The organism is Psychrobacillus sp. FSL K6-2365 (assembly GCF_038003165.1).
Classification (GTDB): domain Bacteria; phylum Bacillota; class Bacilli; order Bacillales_A; family Planococcaceae; genus Psychrobacillus; species Psychrobacillus psychrodurans.
Window position 1 is genome coordinate 558,594 of record NZ_JBBOOO010000001.1, and the last position, 13,216, is coordinate 571,809.

General features: G+C 33.6%; 12 protein-coding genes. 7 read left to right on the plus strand and 5 right to left on the minus strand.

Annotation, left to right across the window (positions count from 1 at the left end):
• The first annotated feature begins 63 nt into the window (after nucleotides 1–63).
• Complete coding sequence (locus MKY29_RS02720; RefSeq protein WP_340878905.1) at nucleotides 64–606, plus strand: hypothetical protein; 543 nt, start codon at nucleotides 64–66, stop codon at nucleotides 604–606.
• Between the two features lie 14 nt (nucleotides 607–620).
• On the opposite strand, the gene topB is transcribed toward MKY29_RS02720, so the two are convergent.
• Complete coding sequence (gene topB, locus MKY29_RS02725) at nucleotides 621–2,750, minus strand: type IA DNA topoisomerase (RefSeq protein ID WP_340878906.1); 2,130 nt, start codon at nucleotides 2,748–2,750, stop codon at nucleotides 621–623.
• 465 nt (nucleotides 2,751–3,215) lie between these two features.
• Here topB and MKY29_RS02730 point away from each other — a divergent pair, with 465 nt between their 5' ends.
• The 4 genes from MKY29_RS02730 to MKY29_RS02745 all read left to right on the plus strand — a co-directional run bounded on the left by MKY29_RS02730 (nucleotide 3,216) and on the right by MKY29_RS02745 (nucleotide 6,800).
• Nucleotides 3,216–3,914, plus strand: coding sequence for a response regulator transcription factor (locus tag MKY29_RS02730; RefSeq protein WP_340878907.1), 699 nt, complete (start codon nucleotides 3,216–3,218; stop codon nucleotides 3,912–3,914).
• Nucleotide 3,915: 1 nt separating this feature from the next.
• Nucleotides 3,916–4,857 carry a sensor histidine kinase gene (locus MKY29_RS02735; RefSeq protein WP_340878908.1) on the plus strand — a complete coding sequence of 314 codons (942 nt, stop codon included), beginning with the start codon at nucleotides 3,916–3,918 and terminating at the stop codon, nucleotides 4,855–4,857.
• Nucleotides 4,858–5,188: 331 nt separating this feature from the next.
• The gene (locus tag MKY29_RS02740) at nucleotides 5,189–6,112 is read left to right on the plus strand and encodes an ABC transporter ATP-binding protein (protein ID WP_340878909.1); all 924 of its coding nucleotides are present in this window, start codon (nucleotides 5,189–5,191) and stop codon (nucleotides 6,110–6,112) included.
• Nucleotides 6,105–6,800: an ABC transporter permease gene (locus tag MKY29_RS02745; protein ID WP_093493606.1), complete on the plus strand. Its 696-nt coding sequence runs from the start codon at nucleotides 6,105–6,107 to the stop codon at nucleotides 6,798–6,800. Before MKY29_RS02740 ends, MKY29_RS02745 begins: the two co-directional genes overlap by 8 nt.
• Before the next feature lie 993 nt (nucleotides 6,801–7,793).
• On the opposite strand, the gene MKY29_RS02750 is transcribed toward MKY29_RS02745, so the two are convergent.
• Nucleotides 7,794–8,114, minus strand: a complete 321-nt coding sequence (locus tag MKY29_RS02750) for a general stress protein (RefSeq protein WP_090564743.1) — start codon at nucleotides 8,112–8,114, stop codon at nucleotides 7,794–7,796.
• A gap of 154 nt (nucleotides 8,115–8,268) precedes the next feature.
• On the opposite strand from MKY29_RS02750, the gene MKY29_RS02755 reads away from it, so the two are divergent.
• Both MKY29_RS02755 and MKY29_RS02760 read left to right on the plus strand, forming a co-directional pair.
• Entirely contained in the window at nucleotides 8,269–8,766 is a 498-nt protein-coding gene (locus MKY29_RS02755) for a flavin reductase family protein (RefSeq protein ID WP_340878910.1), read from the plus strand.
• Nucleotides 8,767–9,054: 288 nt separating this feature from the next.
• On the plus strand, nucleotides 9,055–9,972 hold the full coding sequence (locus MKY29_RS02760) for a sensor domain-containing diguanylate cyclase (RefSeq protein ID WP_340878911.1): 918 nt from the start codon (nucleotides 9,055–9,057) through the stop codon (nucleotides 9,970–9,972).
• A 189-nt stretch (nucleotides 9,973–10,161) separates the two neighbouring features.
• Here the strand turns inward: MKY29_RS02760 and MKY29_RS02765 are convergent, their stop codons facing one another.
• The 3 genes from MKY29_RS02765 to MKY29_RS02775 all read right to left on the minus strand — a co-directional run bounded on the left by MKY29_RS02765 (nucleotide 10,162) and on the right by MKY29_RS02775 (nucleotide 13,102).
• Nucleotides 10,162–11,301 (minus strand): response regulator, encoded by a 1,140-nt coding sequence (locus tag MKY29_RS02765; RefSeq protein ID WP_241597298.1) that lies wholly within the window; start codon nucleotides 11,299–11,301, stop codon nucleotides 10,162–10,164.
• A gap of 356 nt (nucleotides 11,302–11,657) precedes the next feature.
• A complete protein-coding gene (locus MKY29_RS02770) occupies nucleotides 11,658–12,395 on the minus strand; it encodes a metallophosphoesterase family protein (RefSeq protein WP_340878912.1) in 738 nt (245 codons plus the stop codon).
• 20 nt (nucleotides 12,396–12,415) lie between these two features.
• Nucleotides 12,416–13,102, minus strand: coding sequence for a TVP38/TMEM64 family protein (locus MKY29_RS02775; RefSeq protein ID WP_340878913.1), 687 nt, complete (start codon nucleotides 13,100–13,102; stop codon nucleotides 12,416–12,418).
• Between the last annotated feature and the right edge of the window lie 114 nt (nucleotides 13,103–13,216).

Below are 13,216 nucleotides of genomic sequence, written 5' to 3' on the forward strand. Positions count from 1 at the left end.
GGGAATTCAATATTGTGTTATGAATTTTAAATAACAACATTATATTATAAGGGAGGTGTTTAGATGAATCTTGTTGCTTGGACAATAGTTGTCTGTGAAATTGGATTTTGGGTTGTTATCTTACTAGGCCTTTTAATCCGCTATATGTTTAAACGTGAAAAACTAGGCTTATTCTTTCTGGCACTGACGCCTGTTATCGATCTTGTTCTTCTCATCGTTACAGCTGTAGATTTATATAACGGTGCAATAGCCAATCGATTTCATGCACTTTCAGCAATTTACCTTGGAGTATCGATTGCATTTGGTAAAAGTATGATTCGATGGACGGACGAACGGTTTCTTTATTATGTGAAAAAACAAGGCACGAGACCCATCCGGAAAACTGGTATGGATTATGCCTATCACTCTATGAAAGGATCTATTTTGCATCTTCTTGCTTTTGTTATCGGTGCTGTAATTATTGTTGCGATGATCTATTTCATAGATGACACTACAAGAACAAAAGTATTATCCGGCACATTGGAACTCTGGTTATTCATTCTCGGAATTGATTTTGCTATTTCAATTTCTTATTTCATCTGGCAACGGCCAAAGAAAGAGAAGTGAGCATACTGTTGTTATTAAAACTCCAATTTAATTTTACCTTCAACAAATGCTAAGTAGGCATCAAATTTTTGACCGTTTTCGGCTTCAAAACCTTTGATAATATTTGTTTTACCCTTTGTACAAAGCATTTTTATTTGGCTAGGGGTTACTTTTTTCTTTAAAAAGAATCCATTAAATGTCTGAGTACAACCATTTTTATATTCAGTGCAACCATAGAAACTTTTATGTGCTATGATAGACCCTTTTTGACATTTTGGACATATTACAATTGGGTCTCTCTTAAACTTGGAATCATATTTTGATGCACGAGGCGCTAGCTTTATATCAATTTGTTTTGTTTTTAATTGATTTGGTACTTCTTGCATTAAACTATGGATAAACTTAGCAATACTTCCTAAAAAGCGATCCATTGAACCTTCTCCATTACCGATTTTTCGTAAATAGGTCTCCCATTTAGCTGTCATCGATGGACTAGCGAGAAGATTACCGTCAATTGCCTGACAGAGGACTCGTCCTTTATCTGTTATGGAAACAATATTTTTCGTGACACTTATATAACCGTGACGTTTAATAGTTTCGATAATTCCGCTTCGGGTTGCTTCGGTTCCAAGACCCTCCACTTCTTTTAAAATCTCCGTTTCTAGTTTGTCTTCCACAAGCTTTCCACAGGTTTTCATCATGGCAATGAGTTGGCCTTCTGTATATGGCTTCGGAGGCATTGTTTTACCTTCTTTAATACCAATATCGCTCTCGACCTTTTCCTGTTCCTGTAATGGAGGAAGAGGTTGTTCTTCTCTATCGCTAGTGGAGCGGGCAAACAAAGCCTTCCAGCCTTGATCTCGTTCCGTTTTTCCAGTAGTAAAAAAGGCTAGTCCATTCACATCTGTTATAACCTTCGTCTCTGTATATAAGTAGTCAGTATGAAACATCGCTAAAGTAGTACGAATGATTTCTTCATAAAGATTTCTCTCAAGACTCGAGAGTCCACCCAATTTAGCAGGGGTTGGGAGCTTCTTCGTTGGTATTATAGCATAATGTTCCTGTACCTTTGAGCTATCGACATACCTTTTTTTAGGGGCGAATGAAGCAACTTCAAAAGTGTGACCAATAATCTGTTGATAGGATGAAACCTGAGATGCTATATAGGAAAACTCATTTGGTGTAATATGTCTTGCATCAGTTCTCGGATATGAAACTAGTTTTTTTTCATATAGTCCCTGCATTGTTTTTAGCACATCTGCTGGACTCGTTTTCCATAAACGATTGGCAGTTGCTTGTAATGTCGATAAAGAATGGAGCTGAGGAGGCGGTGTTCGTTTATCGATTTTTTCTATAGAAGTAATGACACCAGGAGAGTTCGGCTGGATAAGATGCCCGGAAAGGAGCTCTTGAATCTTTTCTCTTTTGGATTCCTTTGCTTTTGCTTTTCCTTTGTATTTCCCTTGTTCCGCTTGAAAGGTAGCTTCTATCTCATAAAAGGGTTCTGAAACAAATTGTTCAATTTCTAGATGACGTTGATAAATCAAAAATATAGTTGGTGATTGTACCCGTCCTATAGGAAATACTTCCTTAATACCTTGTCCTTGCAATAAAAGAGAATATAATCTGGAACCATTCATACCTACGAGCCAATCACTAATTTGACGAGCCTTGGCTTCGTCGTATAATAAAAGATCCTTACGATTATCCTGTAAATTACTGAAACCTTTCAGAACCTCATCAACCTCTAAAGAATTAATCCATAAACGTTTAATCGTTTGACCGCGGGCTCCGCTTTGATTGTATATACTATAAAAGATATTCGATCCTTCGCGGTCCACATCACATCCGTTAATAACAGTATCAGTAGACTTGAGTAATTTTTTTACAACAGAAAACTGTTTAAATTTCCCTTTAGCAATCTGAAATTCGTACTTCTCTGGCAAAATGGGTAAACTAGTTAAAGACCATTTATTCCATTTTGGATCGTATGCTTTGGGCTCTTTTAATTCAACTAGGTGCCCAATTCCCCATGTAATATAGGCACCCTCTGGAAAAATAGAACAAGGGTGGATCTCTAAATAGCCTTCGTGACGTTTTACTTTAAAAGCATCTGCATATGCTTTTGCCTGACTAGGTTTTTCGGCTAGGATGACCGGTTTCATGAGGACACCTCTTTTCGGATATAATAGAAACATTCGATCTTTTATTATCGCATAAATTCAGAAGGTTTTCTAATGGAATTGAAGTCCTTATTACTATGACCATCAAAAGAAAGATTCCTTAAATGAACTTTGTGGTGTTGAACAGGCTCAACTATTGAATTGATACATATCTTTTAAATATAGTAAAAACTATACTAGGTCAATACATTGTATTTCCTACAATCTAGAGAAGCGGAACTATTAGTTTCTTCTCATTTTGAAATGCACATAAATCCAGATTTTTAATCTGTTTATGTGCATTTTTGTATTTCATGCCACAATATTTTACTTGTTGTCTTTTTAGTGTATGGATACCGATAGAAATAGATGTACTAGAATAGGCTTACATCTATTACTATATTTCATTTCATGAATTCGTTATGATAATTAGATAGTATTAGGAAAATAAAAAGAGGGTGCATAACAATGTCAAAGCATATTCTACTTGTTGAAGACGATGTATCAATTAGCGAAATGGTAGAGAAATATTTAATCACCGAAGGCTTTAGCGTTACATCTGCTTCAAATGGAGTCGAAGCACTGAATAAGTGTAAGAGTACTACTTCATTTGATTTAATGATATTAGATATTATGATGCCAAAGCTGGATGGTTTAGAAGTATTAAAATTAATTAGAGAGAAAAGTGCACTGCCGATTTTAATTATGTCAGCAAAAGATAGTGATGTGGATAAAGCAATAGGACTGGGATTAGGAGCAGATGATTATATTGCTAAGCCGTTTTCAATGTTGGAACTGTCAGCACGAGTGAAATCTGCAATTAGGAGAGCAACAATTTACTCGAATCATTCAGATAACAAGCAAGATATGTTGATAATCGGTGATCTTACGATTGACCTTATGAACTTTTCTGTCATGAAAAACCAGCAAACTATAAAGCTTACTTCAAAGGAGTTCGCCATTTTGAAATTGTTTGCTACAAATCGTCAGCGTGTCTTTACGAAACAGCAAATCTATCAAATGATTTGGAACGATGAATATTATGGTGATGAAAATATACTAAATGTACATATAAGACGTCTTCGTGAAAAAATTGAAGACGATCCATCCAATCCACATTATATTAAAACACTTTGGGGTATTGGCTATAAGTTTGAGGGGGATTAAAATGGTACTATTTCTTTCTATTATTATATTGCTATTACTCATCGTTATTTCTTTCCGGTACCGTGAAAAAAAAGAGCACAATGCTTCCATTTATTATACTTCTCAAAAATTACAATCCATCATCGCTGAGCAATCGGGAGAAAAAATTTTAAATATGACTACCAATAAGGAATTACAGCTATTATTCAATGAGATTAATAGGTTATTGGACCATAATCAAAAAATTATTGCTACCCATCGTAAAATAGAAAACTCGACTAAGAAAATGTTGGCAAATATTTCTCATGATATAAAAACACCATTGACTGTTGTTTTGGGGTATACGGAAATGCTTCAACTTAACACTGCAATCAATGAACAAGAACAGCAACGTTTGCTCTCAGGTGTTCATTCAAAATCACTTGAAGTCCTTCAACTAATTCATCAATTCTTTGATTTGGCAAAAATTGAAGCTGGCGATTCGAATTATCCCATTACAAGGATAAATGTGAATGAAATCTGTCGGAAAAATATTTTATCTTTTTATGATATCGTGACGACAATGGGAATTGACATGCAAATCGACATCCCGGAATCAACAGTTTTTGCCCTTGGAAACGAAGAAGCACTGGACAGAATTTTGAACAATTTACTATCTAACGCCATTACTTACGGTGCCGAGGGAAAGGTAATAGGCTTAGCTATCGGATATGATGATAAGACTATTTCTATTGATATTTGGGACCGGGGGAAAGGCATTGATGAACATCATAGAGATCATGTCTTTGAAAGAATGTACACCCTCGAAGATTCTAGGAATAAGTCGTTTCAAGGCAGTGGTCTTGGGCTGACAATTACAAAGCGACTAGTTGAAGTGTTAGGAGGTTCTATTCATTTATCAAGTATCCCCTATGAAAAGACTGTCTTTAGCGTGTCCTTAAAAAGAATAACATATATGGAATAAACCTCTACTTGTTTGACCAATGTCTTTGCGACGAGTAACCGCAGGAGCATATGTTTTCGCAGTGACGAGGAGGCTGAAGCCAAGCCCACGGAAAGCGAAGTGGTGGTCCTTGCCGATTTTAGTATACAACTCTATGCACCAAAAATTGAGTTTGTCTACAGTCTGTATGAAGATATTTTGTAAATATTCTTCTTTTTTCGATTAATTGTGAGATTGACACAGGTATATAAATACATATTTTTTGCGTAAGAAATTCTTAAGAAACAGGTAAGAAAAAAGAGAACTTCATTTCTTATACTAAGGTAAGTAACAAATGAGGGAGGAAATTCATATGACATATCTAATTCGAACAAATCGGCTCACAAAAGTATATGGGGGAAAAGAAGTTGTTTCCGAAGTGAGCATGCATGTAAAAAAAGGTGAAATATATGGTTTTTTAGGTTCCAATGGTGCAGGGAAAACAACAATCATGAAATTAATTACAAATTTAATAAAACCAACTAATGGCTACATCGAAATTTTTGGAGAAACATTAACGCATAAATCATATGAAGTTTTAAAAAGAATGGGCACTATTATTGAATATCCTATTTTCCATGAAAATTTAACTGCTAATGAAATATTGGATCTCCATTGTGAATACATGGGCTATTACGACAAAAAGGAAATCGACCAAGTACTTGATCTAGTTAATTTGTCACATACGGAGGGGAAGCCTGTAGAAGATTTCTCACTTGGGATGAAACAACGATTGGGCATTGCACGTGCAATTATTACTAAACCCGAATTACTTATTCTAGACGAGCCCATTAATGGGTTAGATCCGAGTGGTATTAAGGAAATTCGTGATTTATTGAAAATGTTATGCAAAGAATATGGCATTACCATTCTTATTTCTAGCCATATTTTAGGTGAAATGGAGCAAATTGCAGATACAATTGGTGTTATTCACAACGGCAGATTAATTAGTGAGCTTGCAATGTCTGATGTAAAACTTAGTCAAATAGATTACATCGAAATGATTGTCGACGATGGAAAAAAAGCAGCTTTTATTTTAGAGGACAAATTAGCCATCGTCAATTACAAACTAGTAGAGGATCATTGTATCCGTATCTATGAATCGAAAATCACACAGAACACTATTTCAAGGGCATTGATGGAGCAAAACGTGGAGATAAAGGAAATTAGCATGAAAAAAAATTCGTTAGAGGATTACTTCTTAAAGTTAATTAACGGAGGTGAGATGAGTGCCTAATTTAATGCGTTTAGAAATGAAAAAGTATAAATTATTTTCATATATAAAGGGAGCAATAATTGCCAATATCATTATAGCAGGATTGTTGGTAGCCATGCTGTTCATCGCGAAGGTGGAAGGTGACCTATTTTTAACCAATTATACAGAAGCCATAACCATAATTGATACGATTGTAAGGGCAACCTTTATTATTTTTGCTGCAAGCTTAATTTCTAAGCTCATTATTGGTGAGTTTAAGAATAAAACAATTACCACATTATTTTTATATCCTATTAATAGAAAAAAACTAATTACGGCAAAGCTTGCAATCGTAATCCTTTTCACATTCTGCTCCATTATCCTTTCGAATGTATTCTTAACAATAGTGTTCTCTTCTGTCACAAACTATTTTGATCTGATACCTGGCACATTATCAATCACTATGGTCACACAGCATACGCCTTCCATGCTGATGAACGCGATTGCAGCATCAGGAATGTGCCTCATTCCATTATATTTCGGAATGAAAAAGTACTCTGCATCAACTACAATTATTTCTTCCATTCTCATTGTCATGATTGTTTCTTCGAATAGCGGCAATTTTTCATTAAACGATATTATTATAATTCCAATATCACTAGCCATAATTGGCATTAGTATCGCTTACTTTGCAATCCGTAATATTGAAAAGACAGATTTAAAATGTTAATAATTTAGTTGAAGAGAGCTGCATTATTGCGGCTCTTATTTATTGATAAAGGTCTTTATCAATAAAAGTAAATTGATTATCCAGTTAATGTATTCATTCCTCCTGTAAATGCGTGAGATAGTGCATCTGTTGTTTAACTAAGAACAATGATTAATCGGGTTTCTATTCAATTGGTATTACGGGACGGCGCTATCACCAGTAGATAACTAATGATGGGCAAAAGGAGAGATTTTTTAAGGAGACGATGTAAATGTTTATTACACTTATTTTCTCAGTTGGTATACTGATTCTTTTAAAAAGTAAGTTGGAATGGTTATTCGATTCACTTACGACTATTGCGATGGTTGCTTGGATATTTCAATCGGTCAATTGGAGTTGGGTCGAGGACTATCTCCGTATTCTTTTATTAGCACTTCTCATTATAGCTTTGCTGTTCAAAGTACGTACTTCACCTTTTAGAATAAAATATATAGTAACGATCAAAAATTTACACTTGCTGTATATACATTACTTATACCTTTGTTTGGTATTATATTTCAACTGTTGATGTGGCGATTGAATCACTTTTCCCTTTAAGATGGTACCTACTATATTGGGCAAGGAGGAAATCAAGCGCAAAAGAATTATCACCAGGCTTATCTAGCACAAAAAAATGACCCCAAATGATCTATTTCCAAAGGAGAGGTGTAAGAATTTTAAAATGAATTACTAGATCTTAGAACACCAGATGCTAATGCAGAAAACCGACCGGTAATTATGTGACTTTATGATGTGAAAATACGACTGTAATTATTTACTTAGCCTATAAGAAAAAAGTTAGTGTAACATTAATCCAAAATGAGAAAGTAAATGTTGGAGGAAAAATTCGAAGCGTAGGGATTTCAGAGAATATATTTGAACCACATTTGCATATTCATGCTGAAAAGGACAGGATAGTTTTCTTAGAAATTAAAAATCCCATTCCTATGAAGGAATGGGTTGTACTTCTATTAATTAGTTGTGCGCAATGATTACTAATTTGCCCTCATCAAGTTCTTTTTCAGCTGCTTCTGCCTCTTGTTTAGAGATGCCAGCTGCTTCCATTTTGTTACGAAGCTCATCTCCACGTGAGGTGAACATGTTTTTCATAGATTGTAAAAAGCCTTGTTCTTTCATGCCCACATCGGAAGTGTCGAGCGCATCATTGATATCGTCTGCTCGTTCTTTAAAATGGGCGAAAATATGAATATTGTCTCGAACGTATCCTTGGGTCTCAAGTTTTTCAATTTCTTGTTTAGCTTGAACTGCATTTTCAACTGTTAGTTTGACTGTCATGAATAATTCCTCCATTTTGTTTGTAATGTGTTCTAGTTTATATTTACCCGGTAGTAGCGACTTTAAACAAAATCGGTTCGAATGAATCCAAATATGTGAAAGAAATGTGTGGTTTTGATATGCTTAAAAGAAAAAGAGAATGGATGTTATTTAGATGGAAAATAAATTAGATCAAGTAGCCAGCTTTAAAGCGGCAATGGGGAATTATCCTACTGGAGTCACTGTAGTTACAGCTTATAACAGCGACGGTAAACCTATGGGGTTAACCGTTAATTCCTTCGCTTCTGTATCGTTGGAACCATTATTAATATTATGGTCTATTGATAAAAGAGTATACTCATACGAAGAGTTTTTAAAAGTAGATAAGTTTACAGTAAATATACTAGCAGCAGATCAGGGAGATATTTGTAATTTATTCGCTAGTAAAGTGGAGGATAGGTTTGCTGAGTGTGAATGGTATAAATCAGAATTGAATTTGCCGGTGCTCTCTAATTCCTTAGCAACATTAGAATGTAAAGTATTTAACAAAGTTGAAGCGGGCGATCATACAATTATGATTGGTGAGGTACTGCAGATTCAAAATGCAGCTAAAGAGCCTTTACTGTATCACCGTAGAAATATCGGTGCAATCCCGACAGAATTTTATAAATGAGTAAAAAGGATATCCTGGTGGATATCCTTTTGTCTATAGAGTGTTATTAATGACGGCTCTAATATAATTAAACTAGGTATAAATACTTTAAAATGAACTGAAAATCTCGAAAATATTTGTTCAGTAGTATAATATACCTATGTTAACTTCCTTTTCATTGGCATTCAAAAGGTTCATTAATTTAGTAATTTAAGAGAATTGTAAGAGTAATCTATTACAATAAAAGAAGTGATTTTTAATATTTCAAACTTGAATATACAAATTAATAAATCGAAGAAGAGGGATAATATGGATTACCAACAAAGTAAACGCAAGAAAAATAATGATAATTTAGTAAGTAAAGAAGTATTCAACATTTCTTTATCTGTATTGAAAACATTCATAGTTGCACTAGTAAATTCTAGTGGAAATATTGTAAAAGCTAATGAGAAATTTTTAAGTGTTTTTAACTATTCGTTGGATGATATAGAGACTTTAACTATTGATATGGTAATTAGTGAGTCCTCAAACAAAGGTTTAAAAAACATTTATGAAAATCTCGAGAAGGATAAGTATTGGTCGGGTAATTTGAGACTAATAGATAAATTTAACCAACCAATAGATTCTATTGTTGATATTTTGGAATTTAGTGATGAGGGGGATAAAGCAAGGAATTATCTTTTAATAATACTTCCTGTCAATAGCTCCAACGAAGAAGAAAAGTGGAGAAGTTTAGCCTACACAGATGATCTAACTGGTCTTCCTAATCGTAGAAAATTTAGCGAATGCATCTCTTATCATATAGAAAAGAGTAAACAACAAAGTTCAAAATTTGGATTATTATTTTTGGATATTGATAATTTTAAGCACATAAATGATCAATATGGTCATGTAGTGGGCGATCAGCTTTTAAAGGAATGTGCATCAAGATTAGTGGAGGCTGTGGGCAATAGTGCGGTTATATTTCGCAAAAGTGGGGATGAATTTTTAATTATTGTTGACGAAGTGGGAAAAATGCAAGATATTTGCGATTCTATTCAACATCAATTTACAGCTGATTTTTATATGGATAATAGTCCTATTTCAGTCTATATAAGCTTAGGGGATAGTGTTTATCCAGACTGCGGGCTTTACGAAGAATCGTTAATCCATCATGCAGATAGATTGATGTATGAACAAAAGAAACAGAATAAATCTAAGAGAGAATTTGTTACTCCAAAAAGATAAGACATATCTAATCCCACATTGGAACAATGACAATAAAAGCAGAAGTCCCCTAATAGCTTCAATAAGAAACAGAAGAGGACGGTAAAGGCGATTTTTCGTAATATACTTGAAGTATACATCTCTATATTGCTATGCTGTGCAACCATTATTTATAGTACATTTTGATGTTCACAACGTTTGGAACTCTGTCTAGGAACGTTCAGCTGTTGATATAAGAACATTAAATAACTCAACAAATGAATCATCTAGTTCTATTTCTAAGTCTTTCAATAATAATTGTTCATACTCGTGATACGTTTTAATTGCTTCGAATCGATTTTCCATTTTTATTAATAAATTGATTTTTTGCTTAACTTTTTCATTTGAGTATGGATTTAACCTAAGGTAAGTTTGCAAATAAAATAGGGTTTTTGAGTCATCATTAAGCTGATAGTAATCAATTATTTTATCTAAAAAAATCAGCATTTGATTTTGATATGCCTGTGCTTCTACAAAAGCCCAGTCGTACCTATTCAATTCCATATATTCACCTGTATATAAATTGACTGCATTTTCAGCAATTTGAATATTTGTAACATCAAGTTTATCCAGGCTTTGGAGGTTTTTTTTCAATTCTATTGCATCACAGTAAATTGGTTCCAATGTGAAAAAGTAACTTTGGTTGGAGAATGTAATACAGTTAGAGTATCCAAGCTCATCTAAAGTTTTGCGTAAATAAGATAAGCATGTATGCAGGTGAATTTTAGACTTTTTATAATCTTGTCCTGGCCATAAGTTTTCTATTAAAATATCACGATTTATATATGTATTAATATTTGTAAGAAAGAACCCAAATAATTCCTTAACTTTGGCGGTTTTAAAATGAATTAGCTGACCATTACGGAATACTTGCAATTCATTAAAGCACTTAATGTAAGGTACAGAAGTAGAGATAACGTCAGTTCTATCTTCATGATTTCTAGATACTTCTACAGTTTTAGTTAATCTATTAATGGTTTTAAGAAGACGTTTTGTAGTAATTGGTTTTAATAAGTAATCAATCGAGTTTAATTCAAATGCTTGTATTGCGTACTCCGAATGGGCAGTTACGAAGACAATCTGTATAGATGGCTGAATTGATAGGATAGCCTCGGCTAAGTCTAATCCATTTAAGTCCGCCATTTCAATATCTAAAAATGCAACATCCACATGATTTGTTTTTAGGTCAGATAGAATATGCTCTTGTGAATTGTATGTTTTAATAATATGTATGTTAGGGAATTCCTGTAATTTTTTTTCTAGGGTGAAAAGTGAAAGGTCTTCATCATCCACTAAAATTGTTTTTATCATAAAATCCCCTCCATTTATGGAAAAATTTTAAATTTATTTCTATTATAATAATATTAATAAGATTCATCAAATCTCTAAATAGAGAAGTTAATAAAAGAATAGTAAATATAATATAACCTTTAGGGACTAAGTATTCTAAAGGTCAATTAGGTTATTAATGTTAGTAAAATGGAGGTAAAGGTGATTTGGATAAGAATTATAATTATAATAGCTTTCCAATAAATTAGAGATACATAATTTGTAAAGATTATATATTTCGCAAACAAATGTGATTAAATTATTTTCAAAGTAAGTAATTCATACGACTAAAAAATCTCTTCAGATTTATATCTATTAGGGTGAAATTTCCTTATAAATTATTCCTTTGTATAAAAAAGCTTAAACATTATTTCTCTTTGTGGCACCTGGAATGTATCGAACGTTTGTAAAAAGGCCTGTTTATCATAGGCTACGTGATGAATTTTAACCTCTGGTGTAATAGAACTTAAATCTACTATTGCATATGGTGCAGTATTACCTTTAGATACACCTAGAGAACCTGGATTTAAGTAAATTTTATACTCAGTTTGAAATAGATGCTCTGGATGGTTATGTCCAAAGCAAATGATGTCTGCCGGATAATCACCGAACATCGTTTCCATATTTTCTAGCGTTGGTTCTAAAATGGAAAAAAAGGGCTCTTTTCTAATATGAGCATCACGCATATGTGTTTCTATATGGTAGTGAATTCCAAATAGACGGTTGCCGTTAATTTCTTTTACTAAAGTTCTTGGTAGTTGTTGAAGCCTTTGAACATTTAGGTCTGATAGACGTTTAGCAATCCATTCATGGTGCTCGCGAGTATGCATATAGCTATCGGGGTGTCCATCGCCTAAAACAAGGGATAGTATTGCCTCGTCATGGTTACCCGTAATCATTCGAACGTCTGGACGTTCAAATAGAATATCTAGAACCTCATTTGTATCTGGTCCCATAGCAATCATATCTCCAAGACACCAAATTTCCTGCACATCTCTCCCAGCATCTATTTCGTTCAATACTGCTTTTAACGCAATTTCATTCCCGTGAATATCGGTTATAATTGCTATCTTCAAAAATAATCACTCCTAGTGCCTTAATCTAACGACTCCACTTTTTCCGTAGATTTCTTTTTGTGTTTAACGTATTTCACTAAATAATAAATAAGAATAGTCGCAAAAATAATGCCGAAGATGACATACTCATCTACATCAGATGATAATATTCCAGCAGGAATTAATGCTAGGACGAAGAAATAAAGGAAATTTCCAATTGCAGTAGCAATAGTAAAAGGTACGATTCGTATCGTACTAAGTCCAGATAAGATATTGATCAGACTAGTAGGGATAAAAGGGAAGAGTCTTCCCTGAAGTACATAAGCAAAACCATTAGCATCAACCTTTTCAATCAAACTTATATTGAATTTTTCGATAATAATTTCTTGGAAAACATAGCGCACACCGTATAATACGATGATAGAAGCAATTACACTCGTGAACCAACTCCATAAAAAGCCGTTTATGAATCCAAATAAAGAGATATTTATCGTAATCACTAGAATAAGCGGGAATATAGTAAATGAATTTTGTATAAGCATGACTAGCCCCATAAAGAATAGCGCATAGCCAATATTTCTTTCTAAAAATAGTTGGACCTCATTTATATCTCCGTGCAATAAAGACACGACAATATCTTTATTAAATATGACGAAAACTATAATTAACAGCAAGCCGCCCCAAATAATCCATTGTCTTTTTGTAAGATGTTGAATTGTATTTTTCATTTGTTAACGTCACCTGGTCCTTCTCACATTTATTATCCAATCGTACCATTGTTTGAGGTTACAAAAAACTTTTAAACTCTTCTTATCAAGGTATTCATTTGAGTTTTGTAAAGA